Source organism: Alkalibacillus haloalkaliphilus C5, assembly GCF_000269905.1.
GTDB lineage: Bacteria > Bacillota > Bacilli > Bacillales > Alkalibacillaceae > Alkalibacillus > Alkalibacillus haloalkaliphilus_A.
Map to the genome: position 1 here is coordinate 14,015 of NZ_AKIF01000002.1, position 26,699 is coordinate 40,713.

Below are 26,699 nucleotides of genomic sequence, written 5' to 3' on the forward strand. Positions count from 1 at the left end.
AGAATATGAAGAAATACGAGGAGATATGTCAAAAAAATGATTCAGGCTGATTTATTGTAGGCGGTGGTTTAATTCGATCAGCCTGAATCAAATATCCAAGACCATAAAGGTGGATTATTGATTTATTCGACATGAGGGTTTATTGGGATAGGAATAATTTGCATTGGGTTCGGAGGTTACATTTGATATGTCATGTTCCAACATCGTTACTTTTTTATTAGTAGCTGCAACGATTCGCATTAACTGAGAAATCAAGTCACTCTGGCGTTCCACTTGATTTCGTAAGTTAACACAGGTGAGGCAATTATGTTGTTGTTCCATCTCGTATTCCCCCTTTATGATCTTGTTAATTACATTTATACCATAGGGTTTTATCGGGTGGTAGCCCCCTTCATTTTGGTAAGTTTTTTGGAATTTTAATTTTCTTAGGGATTTTTGTTTTGTTGGACTTATTTTGGTTGGAAAATTTGGGTTTTAGTGCGGGAAATTTTTTGAAAAAAATTTAGATTTATTGATTTTTTGTCGAGGGCTGTTTTCCTGAAAGATGCTCCAGCGGTCCTATGAGCTATTTTCGGAATCCTATGAGCTATTACCTTTGTTCTATGAGCTATTTCGAAAAAAGCTACAAAAATTAAAAAGGAGATGCCGATATGACATCTCCTTCCTTATGTTTTTACGCATTCGGTTCAATTAAACCGTATTTACCATCTTTACGTTTATAGACGACGTTTGTATCACCTGTTTCAGAATTCTCAAACACGTAGAACGCGTGACCTAACATGTCCATTTGTAGGACTGCTTCCTCTTCGTCCATCGGCTTTAAGTCAAATTGCTTCTTTTTAACGATATCAATTGAGTCGTCTTCCTCTTCTATTCTACCATTTAAAGCCTCTTGTTCCATTTCGGCAAATACATATTTTGGAGCACTTTGGTTGCGGAATTTACGGTTAACTTTTGTTTTATATTTTCTAATCTGTCGCTCCAGCTTGTCGACGACTAAGTCTGTAGCTGCATACAAATCAGTGTGAATCTCCTCTGCTCTTAATAATAAGTTTGGCATTGGGATTGTCACCTCAATCTTCTGCTCCATGTTATGAACACTTAAGTTCACATGGACATCTGAAGCCGGCGGCGTCTCAAAATAACGCTCCAATTTCCCAATTTTCTTTTCTACATACTCTCGGATCGCATCTGTTACTTCGATGTTTTCCCCTCTAACGTTGTAAATCATATGCAAGTCCTCCTTTCATCTATGTAGGTTATATTCAACATTTCCCTTGATTATTCCTTCTTAAACATGTTAAAAATTTAGAATTTTTTGTCGAAGTCGATAAATGTCGAATACACCTTACATAGATGTCTATTTAGTACCATATTTTTCACGATGTTTTGACCGTCCTAAATTGTAATCGACGATCTCTTTTAAGAAATGCATGACCTTTAATAACTTAAGCATCTTAAAGACACGCAACATTCTTAGTACAAATGAATCGAGTTGATAAAAGTAGAATGGGATAATCGCTAGCAAGTCAATCACCATATATAGCGAAAACATATACTTTATACGGCCTTTAACTGGGTGCTCATACCCCGCCTTATACACAGCAGTCCATATACGTAAAATATACTCTGTTGTAAAGAAAACTAGTGAAAACTGCTTTAAAATAAGAATGGAATCCTCCCAAGCAGCGTACATATCAGGCATTACAAAGCGTTGGACTGTTGTTACGATATTTGCAGTGATTAACAATATTAAGAAGACGTCAAAAAACTTTCCAATCTTCGGTTTCGGTGGATTCAATTTAATAATATTGAAAGTTTGCCACTTTAAATAGTCAATCTGTAACATTGTAATCACCTAAAAATAAGACTTATAGATTTTAAATACCCTAAATCTAAAGGTGGTTAAACAAAAAAGAGCATTCCAATAATAGGAAAGCCCTTTTTAATTACGCTTATCAATAAAACTACCATCATTACCTTGAAGGTTTTGATAAGGATTAATATATTTTTTGTTCGTGACTTGCTTTTTCTTAAAACTAGCAAAGTCTTTTTGAAAGTTTTTCATATATTGATCGGCAAGCTGTTGCAGTTCACGGTCAAGTTTTAACGTTTCTTCACCGATCCGCTTTTCTTCTTCAGTGTATTCACCACTTAACTGTTCAATCACTTGACTACGCTTAGCGACGAATTCGTCAAACTCATTAATGAGTTGTTCACGGTCTATTTTGTCAGCCTGTTTAAACCGGTCCAGCATTTGCTTCGTTAAAGTGTATAAAGCTTTAACCTGTGACATTATGCTTTAGCTCCTGGTGCATATTTGTTTTGACGGTCCAGCTTAATTGCTTCTTTCCAAGTATCGCGTAATTGCTCAACCATCTTTTGCGCTTCATCTAACTTTGCGACATCATTATGAATATTTGCTTCGCGTAAACAGTAGTTGATGTAGTCGTATAACGGCAGAAGTTGATTGGTAATATCATAGTCAGGGTTTAAAGTGACCATGAGCTCAGCGATAATGTTTTGAGCTTTTTGCAGTTGTTCATTTTTACTTTGAAAATCTTCCTTCTCAATAGCAGTTTTCGCTAGTTTAATAAACTTAATACAACCATTATAAAGCTGTAAAGTTAACTCACCAGGAGAAGCAGTTGACACTGAGTTTTGTTGATAAGCTTGATAGGCCTGTCCATACGCAGCCATTATAAAACACCCCTTCTATTACATCATACCGCCCATGCCACCCATAGCTGATTGCATCTGGGCATATTGGTTATTCGCCTGTTGCATCGCGCGTTCCATTCGAGAAAATTGATCCCAATAACGCTCTTCTGTTTGTTGCATACGACGCTCAAAGTTCGCCATGCGGTCGGCCATATTCATTATTTCACGGCCCATAGTATATTGGTGATCTGTTTGAGTTGCTCGGCCAGCACGGTCTGTTATGCGGTCCATTGAGTTATCGAGTGAATCTTTAACACGACTTAACACTCCACGAGAGTCATCATCAGCACGACTCGATAACATACGATAAACACCTTCAGAGTCTTCTTCTAGTGCTCTGCGTAGCTCTTGTTCATCAATTTCTAATTTACCTTGGTCGTTTTGAGGTGTATTAACAGCACTCACTGTCGTAATACCAATTTCAAAAATAGAGCTAAAATCACTTTCTTCATTATCTACTGACTCATACCAAGCTGAACGCATACCAGAAATAGCACCACGAAGGATTCCATCACCTCTTAACTCACCGCTTTGAGACTGCTCTTCCCACAGTTCGATTTCGCTTTCAGACATTGCTCTCCGCTGTTCGTCTGTTAGTGGTGGGTAATCACGGTTACGTGGTTCGTTAGTTTTTTCATTCATATATTCAACTAACTCATTATATTTATCTACAAAATTCGTAATCTCTTCAACCGCACCATCAATATCTTGCTCAATGGAAATGGTAGCTGCTTGATCAGTTGTTTGATGGAATTGTAATGTAGCACCATTCAATTCATAACTATTACTCCTAGAAGTTAATTCAACTCCATTATAGGTAAACCTAGCATCACGACCGCCATGTTCTTCTGTGGAATCTAAGTTAAATGCATTAGTAAAAATTGTATTATCACCAAACTGAATTTCTGCTCCATCTTCGTTAAATTCACCGGTTTCTGTACGCTCAATAAAAACTTGACCTGACGATTCATTATAAAAGGCTCGCACCGCACCGTCTGAAGCCTCATTTATTTTATCAAATACTTCTTCATACGTATCATCGGCGTTCAATGTTAGAGTATGTGTAACTTCTTCTCCATCTTCATTATAAGTAGAGAAAGTATGATCTCCAGCTAAGTCTTCACCTACTTCAGCACCTAAGTCTAGTTCTGCCTCGCTGATGTTAACCGCTGCAGTCGCTAGTTCATTAACATTAACTTGATAATTTGCTTCATCCGCATCACTTCTAGCCGATACAGAAATTGCATCAGATGAAGACGTCGCCTTCGTTGAATTATACGTTGAAGACATGCGCATATCTAAAAACATAGATTCAAACTCAGACATTTTTGCATTAGCTTCACGATAAGCATCACGTTGTTGCGTTAACCACAGTTGATCTTGTTCCATTTTTTGTAACGGTTGACGCTCAGCTTCCATTAAATCGTCTACCATCTGACCAATATCCATCCCTGATGCAAAACCAGTCATTCTCATACTATTAGAAATCATGACCATTCACCACCTTCATTATATTCTTTCATCAACTATGAATCCCATAAATTCTGCCATTGCCGCATACACATCTAACAGTTTTTCAGGAGGTATCTCCTTTACAACCTCATCCGTTTCTTGGTCAACAATGGAAATATAATACCTGTCTAATTTATCATGAACTTCATAACGAATTGATGTGTCAGCTGGTTCTAAAAACTCATTCAACCCTTCAACTAATTCGTTAGCCCGTTCTTTTGTCATTTCTTGTTCTGGATAATTTCTTCTTCCATTTGCCTCATCATTCATCGCCTGCAATTTCGGTTTCGCTTTGTGAACATTCTCAGTTGATATTACTTCATTTGCCCCCGACTTCTGCAGGAGTTGAGAATTTGATAATACTTGGTCGATATTCATCAATAACAACTCCTTCTTTTTCTATAATTTATATCGGCATAAATCAGAAAAGTTTTATAGAGAAAGACTGGATTTTAATTTAAGAATAGAGCATTTAAGTAATTCCCACTTCCCCCTCATTAAAAAGGCATTAATTTATATTTATATTTACTGTTTATGGCCGATATAAGTAAAAGCATCAATATTAGGAGGATTGTTATGACAACACCAATAAGTCAAAAAGAGCAACAGCAAATACATATCATAGTTGAGACAATGATTGAAGCTTCAGAACATACCATTACTTTCTTTAATGAAGGCAAAGTCAATGATGCCATTCAAGCTTTTAGTTCTGTAGTAGAAGGTTTTTATGCAGTAACTCAATTGACTAACTACTATAGCATCCAATTTGGGTCTATAATCAAGGAAATTGAGGGAAACGTTAATAGTATTGCGACACATATAGAAAATCAGTATGTAGCAGAAGCCAAAAAAGATATAAAAATGTTATTAATTCCGAATCTCAATAATTGGAAGAATGAACTTTCTAACACTTTATTAGATTCAAAATTATCTAATAAAACCGTAAAAATAGGGGTCTACTATGATAAACATAGTCCTCTAAAAGCTTTTAAAGAACCAAGAATCTTCTCCTTAGTAAATGCAGCTAACAAATTGGGGATTGACCTATATTTCTTTTCCTCAAAAGACGTTGATTTAGTAAATGAAGAAATTACTGGTCACATTCATAGTAACAATGAGTGGATCACAGAGCTGAAAGACTTCCCTGATGCAATTTACAATATTGTTCCGCTACTTTCGTCCCAACAATCAAGGGTAGAAAAAAAACTTAGAAGGAAAATACCGTTCACTTCTTTTCCGGTTGGGAGCAAGTATCAATTAATAAAGACACTTGTTAGAAATAAAAGATATGCCAATTTATTACCACCTTTTCATTTGATAACAGATGAGTTAATTATTAAATCCTTTTTTCAAAACCAAACTGAAGCAGTTATAAAACCATTTGCTGGTAGAAGAGGAGAAAATATTTATTTTATTAGCAAGAGTGGAGAGCGCTTTAGGGTTTCAGAACACAAAAAAACAAAAGTCATGAATAAAGATAATTTTTATAATTGGATTAATGAAACATGCTTAAAAAATCAAAAGTATATTATACAAAAATACATTAATGCAACTACAACCAAGAATGAACCTTATGATATTAGAGCTCACATGCAGAAGAATGGTGAAGGTCAGTGGCAAATAACCAGGATTTATCCACGCATTGGGAGTAATAAAACTATCTTAAGCAATATAAGTAGAGGTGGTAGAACAGAAGATTTATTAACTTTTTTTGAAAAAGAATTCGGTGACAAATCAGAAGAATTATTTAAGAATGTATGTGAGTTAGCAAATAATTTAACTCATTATATTGATAAGTTACATCATTTTTCAATAGAGGAATTGGGGATAGATATAGCCTTAGATCAAGATTTGAATTTTTGGATATATGAAGCAAATCAAGTTCCTGAGTCAAGGTATCATGAAGATGATAGGGCAAAAACTATACTTGAGTACGCACAATATATCGCTATTAATCAAATATTCCACCAAAACCAATATACCGATAAAAGTAAGTTAACAAATATATTTGATTCTGTATCTTCTAAGTTACCTTTCAAATCTACAGATGACAAAATTACAGTAGGTATGTTAATTCCACACAATGAAGTAAATGAATTAACAGTTGCATCCGCCTATGTTGCAAATTATGAAAACGTACACTTTTATTATTTCACAATTAAAGATATAGATTACGAAGAGATGAAAATTAGAGGCTACTTTTATCAAAACCATGAGTGGGTCCCAAAAATAGTTGAATATCCTGATGTAATTTATGATCGATTAAGAGGTAGAGGGATCTCTAATTTTAAGAATGTATATGATGAATTTGAAGGTATTCCTTTTACAAACGAATTAAAAGGGTTATCACATGACAAAGTAGAGGTTTATGATCAGATTACTTCTACAGGATTATTTGATGAACATATTATTCCATACAAGAAAATAGAAAGAGTCAAAGATATAGAACACTTTATGCATGACTTTAATAGGGTAATTTTAAAACCAACTGGTGGCTCTTTCGCTATAGGAGTACACTATATTGAAAAGAAAAAAAACCTAGACTACATTGTCATTCATGGTGCTGAAAAGAAATACTATAACAAAGTCACCTTGACTCAATATTTAAGGGAATTACTGAAAAAAGGACAATTTGTAATTCAAGAATATATAGAGACAAGAACCATTGATAATAACCCTATGGACGTTAGAGTAAGAATGACTAAAAACTCTGAGGGGAAATGGGATTTCATCACTTTATTTCCTAGGATAGGGTTTCATGAAACAGTTATTACACCTGTTGAAAAAGGAGGTTACACAACAAATTTGATACCCTTTTTAGAAAGAAACTTTAAAGGTGACTCAAAGGTTTTAACAAATAACATAGAGGAGTTATCTTTAAACTTAGTCAAAAGCATAGAAGCTTACTTTGATTATTCATTAAGTGACATTGGAATAGATTTAGCTCTTGATCAATATTCCAACATAAAAATAATAGAATTAAATGTAAATAAGCCAGGAACCTTCCATAACGAATTTCAGACAGCACAGTACGTTATACCTTATGCAAAGTTCCTAGCTTTAAATAAGTAGAAGGTTTATTTCTAAAGTAAAATAATCCAACTAATTAGTTCTTTTTCTCGTGACTCCGAATATGATTCGGAGTCATTTTTTAGTTTGTACTCTTAAAACCGATTTTATTAATTCTTAACTTCTTAAAATACAAAACCCATTCATCTTATACAAAAGCTTTAATTAATCCATTTAGAGTACATAAAGAAACAGACAGCGGAATTATTAATTAATCCACTGTCTGAAGGAATAGTTCAACTTGAAATATTATTTAATTATTAACCTAGTAACTGTAGTACTGATTGTGGTTGTTGGTTAGCTTGAGCTAGCATTGATTGTGAAGCTTGTGAAAGAATGTTAGCACGAGTCATTTCCATCATTTCAGAAGCCATATCAGTATCACGGATACGAGATTCTGCAGCTGATAGATTTTCAGATGCGTTATCTAGGTTAGAAATTGTGTGTTCTAGGCGATTTTGTACAGCGCCAAGGTTTGAACGCTGTTCAGAAACAGTTTCAATTGCTTCATTAATAGTAGTAATTGCTTCGTCTGCAGCTTCTTGGTTAGAAATATCTATACCATTTACTCCTACACCTTCTGCACTCATATCCTCAATTGAAAGTTCAATCCCTTGACCTTCATTAGCCCCTATATGGAATACAGCACTTTCTAATGAACCATCTAATAATTCTTGAGTGTTGAACTCTGTATTATCAGAAATACGGTCGATTTCAGCCTCTAATTCTTCTAATTCAGCTTGCAATGCATTACGATCATCATCAACGTTTGTATCGTTTGAAGACTGTACTGCTAGTTCACGCATACGCTGTAAGATGTTGTGCGTTTCGTCTAATGCACCTTCAGCAGTTTGGATCATTGAGATACCGTCTTGTGCATTACGGCTAGCTTGTTCTAGACCGCGGATTTGACCACGCATTTTTTCTGAGATTGATAGTCCAGCTGCGTCGTCACCCGCTTTGTTAATACGCATACCTGAAGATAGTTTCTCCATAGCTGACTGTTGTTCACTTTGGTTGATTCCCATTTGACGATGTGTATTCATCGCTGCAATATTGTTGTTAATAATCATTACAAATTCCTCCTTGAATTATGTTTGATTGCCACGTCCATGTGGCTTTTAATAAACAGTCATTTAGTCGCCGACGTTTGACTGATATCCTTACATTTATAATATCGACAAGCTTTTAATATGTTTTAGTCTTTTTTTGGATTTTTTAATAGATTTATTGTATTTTTTGATAGTTGGCTTGCTTCATGGTTTTCCTGGGTGATTTGTTGATAGATTTCTTTTCTATGTATATCAACGTGTTTGGGAGCATCAATGCCTAGTTTAATTTGGTCTCCATCTACTGATAGAACTTTAATTTCAATATCATCATTAACTTGTATTGACTCACCTTGTTTTCTAGTCAGAACTAACATGTTGATGCTCCCCTCCTTTGATCGAGTGTTTCGTATGGTAGCTTGGGTGGTTTAGTGATATTTGCTTTGCTTTTTTACTCTCGTTATTAATAACAACTGGTGCTTGGAGGTTGTGTGTTGATTTCTCAAATGGTTCTTTCAAGGTAACAATAGACCAAACTGAAATGTGTTCTGGCTGTTTTACATTTAATTGTTCAATCGTTGAATCATCAAGTTTAAATTCATAATCAGGTTGAATCAAAAATGGATTGGTGACGACAAAAGCAAGTGATTCAGTTTGGACGGATTGTAATACTTTGAAAGCTGGATTCCCCTCTAAATCTAGCATCACAAATTCTGTTTCGCTTTGAAATCCTGGCAATCCGTTTTCAAAATGGATTATATCTTTTTCATCTACTTCAACTGTTTCAAAATAAAGTGTTTCGATCTTCATAGGTCTAATCAACCCTTCTGTTAAATTTTCATATCAAGCTGTTGTACTCGGAAAGTGTCCATGTCTACATCTATTTCAAAATGTGGTTCTTGCGCTAAATAAGTATCGAGTTGTCCAGGGGTGTAATCTAAGATCGGTTTATTTGCTCTTGCTTCTATAATTGGATCATTCTTTTGAATATTAACTTCAACATCACCTGGGTCATAATTAATATCGACGGCGAAATACGATGAGGGTATAAAGCCAATCGTAAAGTCTTGACGTTCATTTGGCATATTTCGCTTAGCAATTCGCGGAATAGCATCTCCACCATTTTCAATCCGTTGCATTTCGTTACCGTCACGCGCTCGCCTAGCCATTCCTTCTATAGCTTTTTGCATACCTTCACTAGCACTATTAGAGATTGATTCTTCAATACTTATGATCCCCATATCACGCCAAGCTGCGGTTTGATCAATTGTTAATTTCGATGGTGTACGATTAATTTGAAGGTCCGCTTCGGGCTGGCTTATTTGCAAGTCCGCTTCTCTTTGGTTTATTTGAACTTGGGCATCTGTTTGATTAATAGCGATTTGGCCTTTTTGAATATGATAATGAATAGGTGGTAGTTGCATTTTGTTTTCCCTACTTTCTTAACTATGTAGAAAAGCTATCTGCTTTCACAGATAGCTAAATTAGTTTAAGAAATCCATTAATGTTGGTTGAAGCACGCGCGCACCTGCTCCTAGTGATGCACGGTGTACATTTTCTTGCATTTGTAAATTCATAATAACTTCTGCCATATCGGCATCTTCATTATTAGATTTTAGTTGGTTCGTTGTCACTTTTTGTTGTGAAAGTCGGTTTTCAATTAAGTCGGCACGGTTCATACGAGCACCTAAGTCCGCACGCTCGTTTACTAAGCTTTGACTGTGGTCATCTAATTCATCAAGAAATTGGCTTACTCTAGTTTCAGCGCCGTCTTCACCTTCTTCTAGGTCACCGCCTCTTAGAGCATCAACGACATTATCCAAACTATTAAACATCTCTTCAGAAAATGCATTTTCGGGATTAATATTTGATTGGATATAAACACCATCAGATACTTCGATTTCAACAGCATCATTGTTGGCATTATCTGATGTTCTATTACCTTCTTCATCAATGTCGAATCGTGGCTCTAACGTGTTTGCACCGTTGAAAATGTACTTGTTATTAACTCTAGAATTCGCTAATTCAGTCAGGTGGTTTTTAATTTCATCAACTTCACTTGCCATATTAGCACGGTCATCTTGATCATAAGTATCATTACTAGCTTGTACAACGAGCTCCCGAATTCGCTGCAAACTTTGCCCCGCTTCATTCATCGCTTCATCAGAAGTATCCATCCAACTTCTTACTTCTGACATGTTACGTTCATATTGATCAACTTTTGAAAGCTCTGAGCGATAGTCTACACCTTTCATCGCTACAACTGGATCATCTGAAGGACGGTTAATTTTCTTACCAGTTGAAAGTTGTTCCATCGAACGTTGCATTTCAGCACTATTTTGTCTCAAGTTATTTAACATACTATTGTTTAACATGTTTTGTGTAACGCGCATTATGAATCACCTACCTTCCGACAATACCCATTTGGTTAATAACACGATCTAACGTCTCGTCAACAACCGTCATACTACGCGCTGCTGCGTTGTAAGCGTGTTGGAATTTAATCATGTTGGACATTTCTTCATCTAATGACACACCGCTAATCGATTCACGGTTATTATTTACAGACTCACGTAAGTCAGACGTGTTTTGTGCCATTCTGTTAGCTTCTTGGGCTTTTACACCTAAGTCGCCAATTAATGCTTCATAATACTTTTGTGTGGATTGGCCACCAAGTTCATCGATATTTTCGTCTCTTACATCAGATAGTGCTCTCGCATTTGATCCATCGCCTGGATGTCCTGTGCCACTGGCTGCGATTAAATTTTCATCATTTAAAATAGCATCTGAAACTGAAATGGACGCAGCGGCATTTTCCGAGCTTTCAAGTTCATTAAAGAAATTAACACCTTCATCACCATTTAAGTCATAACCTTGTTCGTGTTGAGCGTTGAATTCATTAACAAATGCATGAGCCATTTGGTTTAATCCATCGATCATTTCGACATAATCCCCTGCATAAATTGGATTGTCTCCATCATCTGTTTCACCAGAGTCATACCCATTCGCATGAATTAAGCCTTGTAATTTTCCTGGTGAATTAAAGTTGCTTGCTTCGATAGTTTGTTCTACATCAACTTCGCCATCTTCACCTATCGGCCCTATCCCTACACCTGAAACAATTTCATCATTTTCTCCATTAAATTGAATTTCTAAGCCTCTCATATTGTTTTCAGCATCAATTAAAGTGCCACCTTCAATATCTGATCTATTGTTATCGACTAGCGTAACAATCGCTTGACCTTCAGCGCTCGCTTTTGAGTGGCCACCATTTGATTCATAAGATACGTCTATGTTGACGTGTTGAGATAGTTCATCGATTAAGACATCTCTTCGGTCGTATAGGTCGTTTGGTAAATCACCATTAGGCTCGACACGACTTATTTGGTCGTTAATTTGTTGGATTTGATTAACGAGTGTGTTAACTTGTCCAGCGTTTGTATCCATTTGGTTTTTCAATTCACCTTGAACGTCCGTCAATTTCTCGTGTAAGTGGTGGAACGTTTCTGCTACTGCTTGTCCACGCTGTTGCATGACACGGCGAGCACCACCATCTTCTGGGTTGGTAGCAACGTCTTGAATCGATTCCCAAAATTGATCCATCGTGCTTGCAAGGCCTGAATCACTCGATTCATTCATAATGTCTTCCATACGCTTTAGCGCCTCTGCTTTACTTTCATAGTAACCAGCTTGGTTGTTTTCAGCACGGTACTGAAAGTCTAGGAATTGATCACGAATGCGTTCGATTTGGCCAGCCTCAACACCTGTTCCAAGTTGGCCAGACATTTGTGGTGCGTTTCGAGCAGGCATTGGAAAGGCTTGCGATGCTTCAAAGTTTACACGCTGTCTAGAATAACCTTCTGTATTCGCATTTGATATGTTATGACTTGTTGTATGTAAAGCAAATTGTTGTGTAGCAAGTGCTCGTCTTGCTACTTCTAATCCGTGAAATGTCGATGTCGCCATAGTTATGCTCCTCTCAAGAACTAAGCTTTTGAATCAAATACTGAACGGTTTGTCGTTTGGTTCGTTTCTTGTTGTGGCTTACGGTAGTTTAAGTCCTTTTGGTAAGTCGGCTTAATTAGATCTAATGTTAATTCAAGGTATTGTAAAGATTGTTGTGTTAGATCATGGTTTAATTGTTCTTGTTGCTTTAAATTAGCTAGTATAAAAACTAGCTTTTCATATAAAGTTTCAAGACGTTGTTTGTGTTCACCGTCTTTAAGGTTTTCGATTATATTTGTAATTGTCTGCTCTTGGTCACTTAAGTCATTTTGTTGGAACCATGCATCTGTTTCTTGAACACGTTTTGCTTCAAGCTGGTCGATTGCTTGGGCATGTTTACGCTCTTTTATTAAAAGCTCATTGAATGCCTCAAGATCATTATTTTTCAGGCGTTCTGTTTTATCTTGAGACAATTGATATAAGCTTTCGTTTAGTTGGTTAATTTTTTCTAACTTCTCAATAATGGACTCGATTAACAACGGAAGTCCTCCTTAGCGACGATAAAATTCTAACAATTTCTCAGCTGTCTTTTTCAAATCAACATCATACTCTCCATCTTGAACTTGTTGCTTAATCGACTGAACGTGATCTTGGCGTGCCTTTTCGATCGTATTACTTTCCTGCATCGCCTTCGCCTTATTCGAAATCTCAACTTTATCTGATTGTTGGTTAGATTGTTTCATTGGCTGATTTTGCATTTGCTTCTGGTATGGGTTTAAATACGGCTTGTTAGTCGGATTAATTTTCACCCTTCTCACCCCTTTATCGAACGAACATTTCTTCTTATTATATCGGTTTGTTCGCGAAGATGTTTAGTTTCTCCATTTATTTTCTTGATCAACATTGAAATAAACTTTTTGTCGCTTCTTTTCGTTTTCTTTTTCGGCGATTGTTTTTACTTCACCTTGCTGTAAATCACTCTTTAGAACATCTGCACAATCCAAACAAAGTTTACCTTCATAAATTTGCGTATCACACCGCTCGCATTGATAAGTTAAATTTGGAAAAGTTCCAGGCTGAATTCGTCTTTGTCTTAACCATTTTTGAATTAATGACTTTTCAACCCCTGTTTCATCAGACACTTGACCCATTGTTGCTGTACGGTTTTTCTTTTTCCTTATAAAGCTATAGACTGTCTCGAACTTTTCTTCTTCTTCAAGAAAACATGTCCGGCATACTGTTTGTGCTCCTTTCACGAAAAGCTCCCCACAATTTGGGCAATTCGCTAATTCTCCCATCCCGATTCCTCCTCGATCTTCTTCTATCTATTATATCGACAACAATTTCTATTTACAAAGTGGTTAAGGAAAATTTAGCTTCGAATTAAAGTTAAAGATTGGACATGTTCGGCACCTCTTTCTTTTAAAAGTGACGCAGCTTGGCGAATGGTCGTGCCAGTCGTGTAAATATCGTCAATTAGCAGGATCGATTTGGGTGAGGGTTGGGTGATTTGAAAAGGGTTGTTGGAGAAAACTCGTTCGCGTCTTGATTTTTTTGATTGTTTTTGGCCATCTTGACGTGTGAGGATGTGATGAATCGGTTCGGTTAGTAGGATTGCGATTGCTTCGGCTTGGTTGAACTGTCTAATTGAGTAGCGGTCATCACCGAGTGGGATTGGGACTATTGAAAGGTCTTGGTTTTTGAAATGTTCCTTAAAAGTTTCGCGGACATTCTTTTTCCAAGCGTTAATCAGCTCATAATCGCCACGGTATTTAAAACGTGCGATCAAGTCTTTCATATACTCGTTATATGTATAAATGGAAACGTTTCGCTCAAGAGGATCTTGGCCAAAGTGTTGTTCCCAGCGGATGCAGTCGCTACACTTTTGATCGGCAGTCGGTTTCATACATTTTTGGCAAAATGGTTGAGTGATTTGTTCAAGTTTGTCATCACAGTGGTCGCAAATCGTGCGGTGTTGTGGATTTAGGAAGTTGCTCCAAGTCGTGTCTTCTTTAATCGGTTTTAAACAAAGGTAGCAAATCATACTGTGCACCTCTTCGCTTCTTTATTTTTCAAAATTGTATAGTTGCGTGCCTGAATCATCGCATTCGTTTTATATTCGTAGAAAAAGGTTACATCGCCTGTCGGGTCGTTAGCACTTCGACCTGCACGGCCAGCAATTTGGATCAGTGCCGCTTCATCAAACACATGATGGTCCGCTTGAATGACCGCTACATCAATTGATGGGAATGTAACGCCTCGTTCGAGAATTGTCGTCGTTATTAATGATTCGAAATTACGAGCTCGGAACTGTTTGATTAAATATTCACGGTATGGGCTTTCGGCGTGGACATAAGGCATGTCTAGTTTTTCTGCTAGTGATTCTGCAAGTTGGATTGTCGGTGCGAACAGTAAAAAGCGGCGGTTGTTCGTTCGTTTTTCGTTGATCCAGCGAGTGATTTTTGTTGGGGTTTTATCCTTTTCTAACGAATCGTTAAGTCGAAGGATTGCTTGGAATGTCGGAGTTGGGATTGGGTGCCCGTGATAACGGCTAGGAATTGAGACTGTCGGGATTTGCTTCGTTGCGATTTGCAGCTTGTGGGATCGCCTTGGTGTAGCGGTTAAGTGGATTTGCGTGCTATCTGATTTGGAGGCCCGGGCGACGGCTTTTGGAAGTGTTTTGTCACGATGGTAAGGGAATGCATCGACTTCATCGACGACCATGACGTCGAACGAATTTTCATAGCGTAACAATTGGTGTGTTGTTGCAATGACGAGGTGGTTGTTTAGATCACGTTCCGTTGACCCGCCGTATAACGCAGCTGAATGAATTGTTGGGAAATCTCGGCGTAATCGTGGCGCCAGTTCCCTTACTACATCCGCGCGCGGTGTCGCAATGCACACTCTTTTGTTTTGCTTGATTGCTTCCTGGATCCCCGCATAAAGCATCTCCGTTTTACCAGCCCCACAGACAGCATAAATTAATAGCTTAGATCGATTGTTTACGGATTCGACCATTTTTTGTGACGCCTTTTCTTGTAGTGGTGTTAGGATCCCTCGCCATTTGAGAGGGTTCGCGACATTGTGGCGCATCGGCATTGGCCCAGTCCATCTGTAGAGCGGCTCCTTTGTACTAACGCGCCCCATTTGAATGCATTTTTTGCAATAGATGATAGATTTGCTGTTGCGCTGTGGAATTTTACCGAATAGCATTTGATTTTTGTTAAGGCAACGGTTGCATTGGTGGAAGTTGAGCGCTGAGCTGATTCCAGGGACTCGTTCGATATGTTGATGCGTGATTAAATATTGGAATCGGTGCTCTGATAGGTTGAGTTCATGTTTGAGTAATAGTTTAGTAGAAAATCTTCTTGCCAGGTCTTCGATTAGTGGGGGAGTTGTTTTCATAGGGGTTGTCCTTTCTCTTTGATTTTATAGATATAGTGGGAGTGATGGTTAGCATTTATCAGCGCTCAGAGTTTTTTATCGGAGTTCGGGAACTTGTTATCAGCATTCAGACAAATTTATCGGCGCTCACATACTTTTTATCGGCGCTCGTAAATATTTATCAGCGTTCACACGAGTTTATCAGCGCTTGCCTCATAAGTTAGGATAAAGTATAAACTCTCGTCTTCCTCTCGCCTACATATGAGGAGCAAGTTTTCTTCAGCAACCTTTTGGCTATGTCATTTGGTACTTGAAGAAACTCTCTAGCTTGTTTATTTTTTATTTCACTCCCGAAGATCAACTTGTACTCTTCAAGGGCTTTTATATGAGCATTAGAATCTTTGTGTTTACAGGAAGGGCACCTCCAGTTACGATTTATACGCTTCATTATATATTTTTTACAATTGGTACACCAAACGCCGTTTCTAATATGTTCCTTCTGAATATTGCACTCCTTCATGATGTCGACTTCTTTGGGCTTGTGGTTATTTTTAAGCACTTTTCCTATATAAATTAACTCTTCGTTTGAAAAGATAGGTTTGGAATATTTTTGTTCTAACTCGGATACTCTCCACGGGAGGCGTTGGCTAATAATTAGATCGGGCTGACGTCCTTCAATTTCCAAAACAGCATCTTGGTGAGAAAAGACGACTAACGTGTGGATTGGAGGAACAGTGAATCCAGATGGTTCGAGGAGTTTCTTGAGTTTAAAACGCTGAATTCTCGCTTGGATAAAAGGGTCACCATAATGTTCATGAGTTCCGTCACGTTTAATGCACTTGAGCACCCCGGTTTCGGTGTTGTACTTGATGAGGCCAGCATTATTTTTCACTTCAATTATAAGGAAAAAGTTAGGGAATAGTATTAAGTGGTCAATTTGGAAAGTGTATTGCCGCTCTTCGACACGGAGGCCATGTAAATAGATTGCGCTTTGTGGTAAGAAGTTGAAATAATAGTTTAGAGATCGCTCTCCATCATAGCCTGATTTCTCACGGCGATATCGGTCACGAACATTTTGATACACTGGGGAATGGCTCATTAGTCGAGGGGCGATGACTTCTAGCTGAGCTAGACTCGAGGGTTTTTGTTGAGGTAATAAAATCATTTCATATAACACTTCCTTTCTAAAGCAATATTATAGTCAATTTTTTATGAAAAGAGAAGAGTTTTGGATTAATTTAGGGGGTGGGTTAGGAATTTTTTATTGGTGCTCATGATTTTTTATCAGCATTCGCTTATCATTTATCGGCGCTCACGATTTTTTATCGGCGTTCACGATATTTTATCAGCGCTCGCATCCACTTTATCGGCGCTCACGACTTTTTATCAGCGCTCACCCACAAAATAAAAAACGCAGATGAGCTTGTCTCATCTGCGCACCTTTTATTTTACTTTATACCAACCCAAACCGAGGCCGCCTTCACCGAGGTGTGTGCCAATTACTGGTCCAAAGTAGCTGATAACAAATTCTACGTTTGGATATTTTTCTGATAGCTCGTCTTTCCACTTGTTCGCAGTTTCTTCTCGTTCGGCGTGGATGATGACTGCTTTCATTTGCTCGGCTTCTTCTGCTGCTTCGCTTAGTAAGTTTTCCATACGCTTGTAAGCTTTTTTGCTTGTACGGATTTTTTCGAATGGTACGATTTTTGTATCTTCGAAGTGAAGTAAAGGTTTCACTTGCAATAAGCTTCCGACCATTGCTTGTGCACCTGTTAAGCGACCACCACGCGCTAGATGGCTTAAGTCGTCCACCATGAAGTATGCATTCAAATCTTGTTTCATTTCTTTAAGACGATTTAAGATCTCATCAGGTGTTGCACCGTCTTGTGCCATTTGAGCCGCTTCTAGTACGTAAAAGCCTTGTGCCATACAACTAATTTCAGAATCAAATGGATGAACTTCTAAACCGTCAACCATATCGCCTGCTGAAACAGCCGCTTGATATGTCCCGCTAATTCCACTTGATAAGTGAATTGAGACAACGGCGTCATAGTCGTTTGCAATCTCTTCGAATTTCGTTGTGAAGTCACCTACAGACGGCTGGCTTGTTTTCGGTAAATCTTTTTCAGTTCTTACTTTTTCATAAAACTCTTTAGTTGTTATATCAACTAATTCACGATAACTTTCATCACCAAATGTGACACTGAGCGGCACCATATATATATTCCAATGATCTAATTGTTCTTGAGGTATGTATGCCGTGCTATCAGTTAAAACAGCTGTTTTCATACCATCGACCTCCCTAATCCATATTTTACAATAACGTGTCCCTTTTTGCATCGGTATTTTTTAATATCGTACAAAAGAAAAAATCACCACTCACAATTCGTGAGTGGTGACTTTCTACCTTACAAGTACCCAGCCATTTTTAATGGCTGTAACAACGGCTTGTGTTCTGTCATTCACATTCATTTTTTGAAGAATGTTAGACACGTGGTTTTTCACCGTTTTTTCACTAATATAAAGATCTTCTGAAATTCCTCTATTGCTGCGCCCATCTGTCATCAATTGTAAAACTTCGCATTCGCGGCGAGTAAGTAAATGAAGGGGCTTACGATATTCGATATACTCAAATGCTGCTTCTTGCTTTCGCCACCAACATTTGAAAGTCGGCGATATTCATTGATTAATCGGTGCGTCACTTTTGGATGGATGTATGATCCACCTTTGCTGACGACTTTGATGGCGTTCACTAGTTCTTCTGTATCCATCTCTTTTAGCATATATCCTAGTGCACCTGATTTAAGAGCGTGTGTAACGTAAGATTCATCATCATGGATTGATAGAATAATGACTTTAAGGTCACCGTGTTGGTCTATTAATTGCTTAGTAGCCTCTACTCCATTAACATCCGGCATGTTAATATCCATAATAACGACGTCTGGTTCATTTTCATCAATGACAGCTAAAGCTTCTGATCCATCGCTAGCTTCAGCAACGACATTAAAACTTTCTTCAAACTCTAAGATGCGCTTAATTCCTTCGCGGAAAAGTTTATGATCGTCTATAAGAACGATATTTGTTGACATGATACTCCTCCTTCAATCCTAATCGTTACTCAAGCCGCTCTTGATCCCCCGTAAAATATTAATATAATTATACTACAAATATGGTCAGCTAGGTACTATTTCATGCAAATTTATAAATAAATCTGAATTATTAATACATAATCGGCAGTGATATCGATACTTTAGTCCCTTTACCCTCTGTAGACTTAATGTCCATTTGACCATTTAACATTTCAACACGTTCACGCATTCCTGTTAACCCAAAAGAATCTTCTTTTTTCTCATCGACATTGAACCCTTTCCCATAGTCAACAATATGGATGTTCAACTTATTATATGCTTGTTCAAAGCGGACTTGAATTAAGCTCGTATTAGCATGCTTAAGTGCATTTTGAACACCTTCTTGCACTAATCGGAAAGCAGCAGCTTCAAATTTTTGTGAGTAACGATCTCCGTCATTGTTTGGTTTAAATTCAACTTTAATATTGTGATATTCTTCAATTGTAGATAAGTATTTTCTCAATGTCGGAACTAGACCTAAATCATCTAAAGCCATTGGTCTTAAGTCATAGATAATTCTTCGCACCTCATACAAAGCCCCACGAACCATTTCCTTAACGTCTTTCATCTCTTTCAACGCTTCATCAACACCACGCTCACGAATCGTTTTCTGTACAATATCTGAACGAATCATAACGTTAGCTAACATTTGTGCTGGACCATCGTGTATTTCACGTGACAACTTCCGGCGTTCTTCCTCTTGTGCGTCAATAATTTGTAAGCCAAATTCATATTTTTCTTTCGCTGAAGAGATTGCTTCATTAACATTTTGGAAATCGTTCACTAAGTAGTTTAACACGACGTTAACTTTACCAATAAGGTTTTCTGTTCGCTCAATATTTTCATTTAAACCTCTGATGCGATGTTCTAATTCGTCTCGTCGCTTAATAAGTCCAACCTCTTGTTGGCGCTGGACGACTAATTTCGTCTGTAATTCGTGCGTATCGTTATAAGCTTTCTGTACTTGCTCTTCAGAATACTTACTAAAGTTTCGACTAACTTCAGTTAACCGTTGACGTGCTAACTTCAACCTTCGCTCCAGTTGATCATTTTCGTCAATCATTTTACTAACGTCTTTACGAATTTGTAAAACTTCTTTAGCTAGTTCTTGTTGTTCTTTACGAGCATTTTCACCTAGGTCAAATATTTCTTCTTTACTATTTGATACGACATTGACCATTTCTTCGATGATTCGATTTAAGGTTTGGTCTTGTTCTAAAACTTTTGACATAGAGATTCCTCCACCATTATTACTATATTGTTCGTCATTTATGCAAAAACTTTTGGGGGTTTTGATTTATTTTGTCCTTTTTTTCATTTCCCTGTAACTAAATGGGTATAAAATTCGTCTATATAATTGCCCAACATATTTAGTTTCTATATAATGATAGTTTAGGAGGATATCATTATGTTAGAAAATTACTTAACTGTAAAAAATGAAGGAAAACATGAAATCAATATACAAAAATCACGATTTATCGGTCATATCAAACGTACCGAAACTGAAGAAGAAGCGCAAGCATTTATACAAAAAATCAAAAAAGAACACGCTAGTGCAACACACAATTGTTCTGCCTATATGATCGGAGAACAAAATTTAATCCAAAAAGCACAAGATGACGGTGAACCGAGTGGTACAGCTGGTGTGCCAATGCTTGAAGTTTTAAAGCAAATGGACTTAAAAGACACAACGGTTGTCGTCACTCGTTATTTTGGAGGAATTAAGCTTGGGGCAGGTGGTTTAATTCGCGCTTATTCTAATTCAACTTCAGAAGCAATTCGCCAAATTGGTGCTGTTAAACGCTCTTTAATGAGAGAAGTTATGATTACTGCTGAGTATGGCATGTTAGGGAAGCTTGAAAATGAACTAAGAAACCATAAGCAGTTAATTGAAAACATTGATTATACTGAGCGTGTCTCTTTCCACGTCTTAGTTCCAGTATCAGATGTCGATTCGTTCAAGGGCTGGATTATTGATTTTACAAGTGATCAAGTCGAAATGCATGATGGTGAGGAAAAATATATTGAGCGTGATATTCAAATATAAAAGGGGAATCCGAAATGAGTTTTAAGAAAAAGTTATTAATTGGAACACTGGTGACTTTCCTATTAGCAGCTGGTGGTGTTACCTATTACTTTTTCAATCTTTATCAAGAAGCTGAAAAAGCGGTAACAGAATCATATCAAGACCTTGAACGAGGTGAACACTCTGAACAACGTGAAGAAGAAGTTGACCCGAGTGAAGACAATATTTCTATTTTGTTCGTCGGTGTCGATGATAGTGATACAAGACAAGGTACGTCAAGCTTAGCAGACGCACTTGTTCTAGCTACATTTAACAAAGATGATCTATCAGTCAATATGGTTAGTATTCCACGTGATTCATATGTCGATGTAAGTTATCAATATTCAAAGGATAAAATTAATCACACCCATGGATTCGGCGGCCTTGATGAAACGGTCTCAGTAGTTGAAGACTTATTAGATGTTCCAGTTGATTATTATGTTAGGTTAGACTTTATGGCTTTTGTCGATACGGTTGATGCTTTAGGCGGAGTAGACTTCGATGTCCCTTACTATTTAGAAGAAACAGATAGCACAGATCAAGGAACTGTCGTCATTCAACCTGGTGAACAAACGTTAAACGGCGAAGAAGCGCTTGCGATGGCAAGAACGAGGCAACATGACAATGACCTTGAACGCGGTAACCGTCAAATGGAAATACTTGAGTCAATTATCGATCAAACGTTATCGTTCTCCTCGATTACTCGTTACAATTCGTTAATTCAATCAATTGGTGACCGAATGACAACGAATATATCATTTGACCAGCTTGTTAGTTTACACGAATACGTAACAGGTAACGATGGACTTGAAATAGAACAACACCAACTAGAAGGTAATGACTTGTGGGCTAATGATATTTATTATTTTGATTTAGATGAGCGTAGCATTAGTGATATAAGTAAGGAGTTGCGAACGCATTTACAAATTGATAGCCAATATGTTGAGGCGAAAAAAGATGAAGAAGAGAATGAAGATCAAGGTCTTTAAAAGCTAGAGTTTAACTCTAGCTTTTTTTATTGCAATAAAGCACTTAAAACAAAAAAAGGACCACCTAAATAAATTAGGTGGCCAAGAAAAAAGATAGCGTCTAATCAACCTTTATGATCGAGGTTAATTACATTTTATTATAGTTATATACCATTTACAATCCTTTCGACATTGAAAAATAAATTCAAATAATGAAGAACAAGTTGATAAATAAATGAAATTTTAAACAACTTTTTATAATTATTATAAATTGATAATTATTATTTATCTTCGTCTTTATTTAACTTAAACTTCTCTTCTCCTAATATTAAGTAAGCTAACTCTTCTCTCGTGTATTTCATTAGCTCCTTCCGACGGCCAATATAGAAAATAACACCAATTACAACCCAAACTAATAACGCAATTAATGATTCAATTCCTAACGCAGCTGGAGATTCTGGATACAATAACAACACTAAGAAAGATAAACTTGCGACCATACCTAGTAATGTGACGACCTTTCTCCCAGGTGATACGATATGCAGTTCTGGGTCGAATTTAGGGTCTTGATCATTCCATCTTAATAGTTTATATGCTGTGTACGTTGTGTAGAAAAAGGCGATTGATACACCGACTGATGACATATCCACAATCCAACCTAATACTTCACGACCAAACCACGGTGCAATAATGGCAACAATGGCAGCAAAAATGATTGCAAAGTACGGTGTATTATACTTTGAATGTAAATGTGAGAAAGCTTTTGGTAACACTTTACCTCTAGCCATAGCAAATAACACACGGCTTGATGAAATTAAGAATCCATTTAAACCAGTAAAAATACCCATCGTTAATGCCGTTGCTAACACTATTAAACCGCCTGTACCTAATACTTCTTGTACGACAACACCAGTTCCCCAAGCATGATTCGCTTCAGAAAGTTGTTGCCACGGCATTGCGACACCTGTTGCAACGATCATTAATGAATAAATGGCTGCAGCAAAGAATATAGCCAATACGATTAACGTTAACGCTTTTTTCGAGGAAAACTTAAATTCCTCTGCCGCTTGCGGTACATTATCAAACCCAACGTAAGCAAACGGTGCGATTGCAACGATTGTTAATATGGCAGCAAGTGCGGATATCTCTGGTGTAAACACTGGCGTTAAGTTACTAAACGACGTCTCTCCACTTGATGTCATTCCGATCGTAACCGTTAAAACACCTGCGATTAATATAGCAACAAAAATAAATTGCAATCTTCCGGAAATTGTCGTTCCTCTTATGTTTAATAAAGTAAAAATACCAATTAATACAGTTGCGATAATAATTTCAGTTAAATAAACTTCCCAACCTGCTATTTCGTAAACTTTTACTTGTTCGATAAAATTCGGGAAAATAAACTTAAGCATTAATGAGAACGCGGTTGCATTAAGTGCGACAATACATATGTAACCGAGGGTTAAAAACCAGCCACTAATATATGCATGTAATCGACTTAAACCAAGGAAAGCATAGGCGAACTCCCCGCCCGATACTGGATAATTACGAATGAGCACACCATAGCTGATCGCAATAATGATCATGAGTAATGCACCAATCGTTAAACCTAAAATAACACCTAACGGACCAGATTCACCCATCCAAGTGTCCGGCATAACGAAAGAAGCCCAACCGATAGACGAACCAAGTGCAATCGCCCATACCCAATGTGGTTTAAGTGTTTTGTCTAGTTTCTGTCTTGTTAAATTCTTACCACTCACACAGAAAACTCCTTTATTAAATTTTTTAAAAACTTCGACACTTATTATCCCACACTAAAACCATGTTGGAAAATAGTATTTTTCGTAACAATTAAGAGCATTTGTAAGGATATACCATAACAACGGACGGGGTTTTCCAGGAAACAGTATAGCTAGAAAATTAGCTAAAAATGTCTAATTTTGACCGTATAAAATTTTAATAATTGGGCAACAATGCTTGCAGAAAGGTAGGTCGTCTACGATGCGCAAAATGTTTTTAGTTATGACCTTTATTACTGCTTATGCTGTTTACCATTTCTCTTTTCATTACTTGGAATTCTCGAATACACCGTCTAGTAGTGGAGATGAGGATGAAGTGGATGAGCATACATATGCCCAAATTATTGAAGAAGATTACTTGGAAGTCTCCTATTCCAACCAGGTTATTCATAGGGAAGAAACTGATTTAGTTGCGCAATATGAAGAGCAATTTAATGAATTAGAACAATCGATCTTAAGCGACATTGAGTCTTTAAAAGACGATGTGTTAGATGAAGTTGGTTCAGGTCAAAATATTATTTCCCAAGGTTTTAACCTATTGAAGTATGAACGCGAAGCAAATGAAATAGAAGAAAAAGCTGATCGACAGTTTGAAACACTTATAGCTGAAATGGAATCTGCAGCCAATGATCACTTAATCCCTGAACAAACAATTGATGAATTTAAAGAAGAATATGAAGCGAGAAAAGATAATATTAAAACTTCTATTTTCAAAGAGGTCAATAGTTGGTTAGAAGAAAGTGAAGCTTTTTGACATTTTTAGGTTCATTTACCCATAAAATTCAAAAACAACCTATTATTTTGTAGAAATTTTTGGATGAAAAGGGGCTATTAAATCTTTGAAAAAACTATAATATTATAATTAGAATAATAATTTCGGTGTAGAAAAAGGCAAACCTTTTGAAAGAAAGGGACGCAAAGCTGTTGGTCTAAGGGAATACCTATGATTGCAAAGCTACCTCATCTATTTGGGGGAAAAGGGAATGCGCACATTGGCTATGGAAGTTCGTTTAATCAAAGGGCTTGACAACGAGTGGGTTCAGCTAATGAAAGAAGCAAGAGAGGCCGGAATTAGTAAAGACGAAATTAGAGAGTTTTTAACAACAAGCAAAGTAACGGAATAACTAAACGGGGTGGCTTTTCGCCACCCGTTTAGTTATTTATTCATTTTTATTCATTTGAATATAAATAACTCGTTAACTCTAAAAACTGGTCCTTATCCCCTTGAACTAACGATTGATCAATTAGGCGATAGATATTTTGCTCGACTAATTGTGATACAACTAAATCAACTTCGGCTTGTGTCACGCGAGGCTGCTCATCAAAATATTCATCTGTAATATTGTTCAACTGCTCTTCGAACGATTCAAACTTCATCAGTTTATAGAGTGGCAACTTAATATAGTTAACCCCTTTTTGAAACACAAATTGATCCTGTTTATTAACAATTTCACGATTATATCGATCAATGACGATTTCTCTAGCCTCTAACGGAATAAAATGATATAGCTGGTCATCCATAACAACTGAAAAGTATTGGAAAGCTAATATAATACGAACAAACCGCTCATCCTTCTTGACATAATAAGGTTTTAACATTTTTACTGACTGCATGGCCACCACCCCAGAATTTTAAAGTTTGAATATTCTGTTTATTATAATTATGCACGAAAAACTAAAAAAATTAAAGAAAAACGCATTTAATTTTACTCTATAACTTATATAACTACGAAAATTAGATATAATAATAGATAATAGTTTCACAATTTTTTCCGTTATATTAGAATAGTAACAAATGTAGAGAGAAACAAAAGAGAGTTGGTGAGATTTAATGCCAGATGGAAAATGGTTTAGAGTTGGTTACGGGATTATTATTGTTTTTTTAATTGTTTTTCTAGCGACACAAGTTAGTTTTATTTTTCAGCCCATTTTTGTGCTTTTTCAAACCTTATTCATACCTATTATAATCGCTGGGATTTTATACTACTTAACCCGACCTTTTGTGGACTTTTCTTCAAAATACATACCAAGCCTTTATCTGTTTTATTAGTTTTCGTGGCCGGACTTGGTATTATAACCGGTTTAGTCATGGTCATCGCACCAGAATTGCAACGACAATTTAATAATTTAGTTAATACATTACCTGACTTAATAGACGATGCTAACCAAATGTTGTTAAGTATTCAAGCGAGTGACTGGTTTTCCCGCATATCACCTGAGGAAGATGCCATCACCGAATTTTTTGAAGGGTTACAACAAAACATAGATAACATTCTTTCAACGATCGCATCACAGATCACACACTATCTCGGTGTTGTGGCGAACATTCTAATTTCGATTATCGTTGTACCTTTCATATTATTTTACTTATTAAAGGATGGCGAGCGCCTTCCAAAGCGTATCCTTGGCTTTTTACCAAAACGTTATCAAGATGATGTTGGAGGTATATTAGATGAGATGGATGATGCGCTCAGCTCGTACATTCAAGGTCAAATTATTGTGAGCTGTTTTGTCGGGGTGCTCGTTTATATCGGTTACACGATCATCGACCTACGCTTTGCGCTTATTTTAGCGGTCGTTGCTTTGTTTACGAACTTCATTCCGTTTATCGGCCCGTGGATCGGGACAATTCCTGGCGTTATCGTCGGCTTGTTAGAATCGCCGTTCCAAGCATTGCTCGTGATCATTATAGTTGTCATTATCCAGCAATTAGAAAGTAACTTGATCGCACCACAAGTGATGGGTAAGAAATTGCAAATACACCCAATCACCATTATATTCCTTTTACTTTTCGCAGCTCGATTCGGTGGTATTTTAGCGATGATTATTGCTGTACCAACTTACGCTGTAGCGAAAGTAATCGTCAGTCACATTTATCGAATTATTAAATTAAGGAATAAAGATGCCTCGAGTAAATGAAGCGAACGTCGAATGACGTTCGCTTTTTTATGTGAGTGCTGATATTTTGTGTTGAGCGCTGATAAATTTTTGTGAGCGCTGATAAATTTCTGTGAGCGCTGATAAATTTCTGTGAGCGCTGATAAATTTTTGTGAGC

Annotated in this window: 29 protein-coding genes, 1 pseudogene and 1 riboswitch; of the genes and pseudogenes, 6 read left to right on the forward strand and 24 right to left on the reverse strand. The window is 37.0% G+C overall.

What is annotated here, in order from left to right:
• Nucleotides 1-114: 114 nt before the first annotated feature.
• The 7 genes from A194_RS0100410 to flaG form a co-directional block, all read right to left on the reverse strand.
• Nucleotides 115-321 (reverse strand): hypothetical protein, encoded by a 207-nt coding sequence (locus tag A194_RS0100410; protein WP_017184907.1) that lies wholly within the window; start codon nucleotides 319-321, stop codon nucleotides 115-117.
• Nucleotides 322-673: 352 nt separating this feature from the next.
• Complete coding sequence (gene hpf / locus A194_RS0100415) at nucleotides 674-1,231, reverse strand: ribosome hibernation-promoting factor, HPF/YfiA family (RefSeq protein ID WP_017184908.1); 558 nt, start codon at nucleotides 1,229-1,231, stop codon at nucleotides 674-676.
• 129 nt (nucleotides 1,232-1,360) lie between these two features.
• Nucleotides 1,361-1,849, reverse strand: a complete 489-nt coding sequence (locus tag A194_RS16760) for an ion transporter (protein WP_017184909.1) — start codon at nucleotides 1,847-1,849, stop codon at nucleotides 1,361-1,363.
• A gap of 96 nt (nucleotides 1,850-1,945) precedes the next feature.
• Nucleotides 1,946-2,296, reverse strand: coding sequence for a flagellar protein FliT (fliT, locus tag A194_RS0100425; protein ID WP_017184910.1), 351 nt, complete (start codon nucleotides 2,294-2,296; stop codon nucleotides 1,946-1,948).
• Nucleotides 2,296-2,700, reverse strand: a complete 405-nt coding sequence (gene fliS / locus A194_RS0100430; protein ID WP_017184911.1) for a flagellar export chaperone FliS — start codon at nucleotides 2,698-2,700, stop codon at nucleotides 2,296-2,298. The genes fliT and fliS overlap by 1 nt, the downstream gene beginning before the upstream one ends.
• A gap of 18 nt (nucleotides 2,701-2,718) precedes the next feature.
• Nucleotides 2,719-4,212: a flagellar filament capping protein FliD gene (gene fliD / locus A194_RS0100435; RefSeq protein WP_017184912.1), complete on the reverse strand. Its 1,494-nt coding sequence runs from the start codon at nucleotides 4,210-4,212 to the stop codon at nucleotides 2,719-2,721.
• 18 nt (nucleotides 4,213-4,230) lie between these two features.
• Nucleotides 4,231-4,611, reverse strand: coding sequence for a flagellar protein FlaG (gene flaG, locus A194_RS0100440; RefSeq protein WP_017184913.1), 381 nt, complete (start codon nucleotides 4,609-4,611; stop codon nucleotides 4,231-4,233).
• Between the two features lie 198 nt (nucleotides 4,612-4,809).
• On the opposite strand from flaG, the gene A194_RS0100445 reads away from it, so the two are divergent.
• Nucleotides 4,810-7,305, forward strand: a complete 2,496-nt coding sequence (locus A194_RS0100445; protein WP_017184914.1) for a YheC/YheD family protein — start codon at nucleotides 4,810-4,812, stop codon at nucleotides 7,303-7,305.
• Nucleotides 7,306-7,562: 257 nt separating this feature from the next.
• On the opposite strand, the gene A194_RS0100450 is transcribed toward A194_RS0100445, so the two are convergent.
• The 15 genes and pseudogenes from A194_RS0100450 to A194_RS0100520 all read right to left on the reverse strand — a co-directional run bounded on the left by A194_RS0100450 (nucleotide 7,563) and on the right by A194_RS0100520 (nucleotide 20,039).
• Complete coding sequence (locus A194_RS0100450; protein ID WP_017184915.1) at nucleotides 7,563-8,375, reverse strand: flagellin N-terminal helical domain-containing protein; 813 nt, start codon at nucleotides 8,373-8,375, stop codon at nucleotides 7,563-7,565.
• Nucleotides 8,376-8,500: 125 nt separating this feature from the next.
• On the reverse strand, nucleotides 8,501-8,728 hold the full coding sequence (gene csrA / locus A194_RS0100455) for a carbon storage regulator CsrA (protein ID WP_017184916.1): 228 nt from the start codon (nucleotides 8,726-8,728) through the stop codon (nucleotides 8,501-8,503).
• Complete coding sequence (gene fliW / locus A194_RS0100460) at nucleotides 8,712-9,161, reverse strand: flagellar assembly protein FliW (RefSeq protein ID WP_017184917.1); 450 nt, start codon at nucleotides 9,159-9,161, stop codon at nucleotides 8,712-8,714. Before fliW ends, csrA begins: the two co-directional genes overlap by 17 nt.
• Before the next feature lie 20 nt (nucleotides 9,162-9,181).
• The gene (locus tag A194_RS0100465) at nucleotides 9,182-9,775 is read right to left on the reverse strand and encodes a DUF6470 family protein (RefSeq protein WP_017184918.1); all 594 of its coding nucleotides are present in this window, start codon (nucleotides 9,773-9,775) and stop codon (nucleotides 9,182-9,184) included.
• A gap of 60 nt (nucleotides 9,776-9,835) precedes the next feature.
• Nucleotides 9,836-10,744: a flagellar hook-associated protein FlgL gene (gene flgL, locus A194_RS0100470; protein WP_017184919.1), complete on the reverse strand. Its 909-nt coding sequence runs from the start codon at nucleotides 10,742-10,744 to the stop codon at nucleotides 9,836-9,838.
• 10 nt (nucleotides 10,745-10,754) lie between these two features.
• Complete coding sequence (gene flgK / locus A194_RS0100475) at nucleotides 10,755-12,317, reverse strand: flagellar hook-associated protein FlgK (protein ID WP_017184920.1); 1,563 nt, start codon at nucleotides 12,315-12,317, stop codon at nucleotides 10,755-10,757.
• A gap of 20 nt (nucleotides 12,318-12,337) precedes the next feature.
• Complete coding sequence (locus A194_RS0100480; protein ID WP_017184921.1) at nucleotides 12,338-12,835, reverse strand: flagellar protein FlgN; 498 nt, start codon at nucleotides 12,833-12,835, stop codon at nucleotides 12,338-12,340.
• Between the two features lie 12 nt (nucleotides 12,836-12,847).
• A complete protein-coding gene (gene flgM / locus A194_RS0100485; RefSeq protein WP_017184922.1) occupies nucleotides 12,848-13,105 on the reverse strand; it encodes a flagellar biosynthesis anti-sigma factor FlgM in 258 nt (85 codons plus the stop codon).
• 63 nt (nucleotides 13,106-13,168) lie between these two features.
• Nucleotides 13,169-13,594, reverse strand: coding sequence for a TIGR03826 family flagellar region protein (locus tag A194_RS0100490; RefSeq protein ID WP_017184923.1), 426 nt, complete (start codon nucleotides 13,592-13,594; stop codon nucleotides 13,169-13,171).
• Between the two features lie 74 nt (nucleotides 13,595-13,668).
• A complete protein-coding gene (locus tag A194_RS0100495) occupies nucleotides 13,669-14,340 on the reverse strand; it encodes a ComF family protein (RefSeq protein WP_017184924.1) in 672 nt (223 codons plus the stop codon).
• Complete coding sequence (locus A194_RS16765) at nucleotides 14,337-15,395, reverse strand: DEAD/DEAH box helicase family protein (RefSeq protein WP_017184925.1); 1,059 nt, start codon at nucleotides 15,393-15,395, stop codon at nucleotides 14,337-14,339. The genes A194_RS0100495 and A194_RS16765 overlap by 4 nt, the downstream gene beginning before the upstream one ends.
• Nucleotides 15,396-15,900: 505 nt before the next feature.
• A complete protein-coding gene (locus A194_RS0100505; RefSeq protein WP_017184926.1) occupies nucleotides 15,901-16,845 on the reverse strand; it encodes a nuclease-related domain-containing protein in 945 nt (314 codons plus the stop codon).
• Nucleotides 16,846-17,123: 278 nt separating this feature from the next.
• Nucleotides 17,124-17,969, reverse strand: a complete 846-nt coding sequence (locus tag A194_RS0100510; protein ID WP_017184927.1) for a DegV family protein — start codon at nucleotides 17,967-17,969, stop codon at nucleotides 17,124-17,126.
• A 114-nt stretch (nucleotides 17,970-18,083) separates the two neighbouring features.
• Nucleotides 18,084-18,769, reverse strand: a pseudogene (locus A194_RS16770) (response regulator transcription factor).
• 130 nt (nucleotides 18,770-18,899) lie between these two features.
• Nucleotides 18,900-20,039 carry a sensor histidine kinase gene (locus A194_RS0100520; RefSeq protein WP_017184928.1) on the reverse strand — a complete coding sequence of 380 codons (1,140 nt, stop codon included), beginning with the start codon at nucleotides 20,037-20,039 and terminating at the stop codon, nucleotides 18,900-18,902.
• A gap of 177 nt (nucleotides 20,040-20,216) precedes the next feature.
• Here A194_RS0100520 and A194_RS0100525 point away from each other — a divergent pair, with 177 nt between their 5' ends.
• A complete protein-coding gene (locus A194_RS0100525) occupies nucleotides 20,217-20,855 on the forward strand; it encodes a YigZ family protein (protein WP_017184929.1) in 639 nt (212 codons plus the stop codon).
• 14 nt (nucleotides 20,856-20,869) lie between these two features.
• Entirely contained in the window at nucleotides 20,870-21,862 is a 993-nt protein-coding gene (locus A194_RS16775; protein ID WP_017184930.1) for an LCP family protein, read from the forward strand.
• 260 nt (nucleotides 21,863-22,122) lie between these two features.
• Here A194_RS16775 and A194_RS0100535 read toward each other — a convergent pair whose 3' ends face one another.
• Nucleotides 22,123-23,604 carry an APC family permease gene (locus tag A194_RS0100535; RefSeq protein WP_017184931.1) on the reverse strand — a complete coding sequence of 494 codons (1,482 nt, stop codon included), beginning with the start codon at nucleotides 23,602-23,604 and terminating at the stop codon, nucleotides 22,123-22,125.
• A gap of 241 nt (nucleotides 23,605-23,845) precedes the next feature.
• Here A194_RS0100535 and A194_RS0100540 point away from each other — a divergent pair, with 241 nt between their 5' ends.
• Together A194_RS0100540 and A194_RS19585 are read left to right on the forward strand one after the other, a co-directional pair.
• Entirely contained in the window at nucleotides 23,846-24,397 is a 552-nt protein-coding gene (locus A194_RS0100540) for a hypothetical protein (protein ID WP_017184932.1), read from the forward strand.
• Between the two features lie 126 nt (nucleotides 24,398-24,523).
• Nucleotides 24,524-24,606, forward strand: a riboswitch (cyclic di-GMP riboswitch).
• Between the two features lie 20 nt (nucleotides 24,607-24,626).
• Nucleotides 24,627-24,767, forward strand: a complete 141-nt coding sequence (locus A194_RS19585; RefSeq protein WP_017184933.1) for an anti-repressor SinI family protein — start codon at nucleotides 24,627-24,629, stop codon at nucleotides 24,765-24,767.
• Nucleotides 24,768-24,813: 46 nt separating this feature from the next.
• Here the strand turns inward: A194_RS19585 and A194_RS0100550 are convergent, their stop codons facing one another.
• Nucleotides 24,814-25,257 carry an IDEAL domain-containing protein gene (locus A194_RS0100550; protein ID WP_017184934.1) on the reverse strand — a complete coding sequence of 148 codons (444 nt, stop codon included), beginning with the start codon at nucleotides 25,255-25,257 and terminating at the stop codon, nucleotides 24,814-24,816.
• A 405-nt stretch (nucleotides 25,258-25,662) separates the two neighbouring features.
• Here A194_RS0100550 and A194_RS16780 point away from each other — a divergent pair, with 405 nt between their 5' ends.
• Entirely contained in the window at nucleotides 25,663-26,562 is a 900-nt protein-coding gene (locus A194_RS16780; RefSeq protein ID WP_337442926.1) for an AI-2E family transporter, read from the forward strand.
• Nucleotides 26,563-26,699 lie beyond the last annotated feature (137 nt).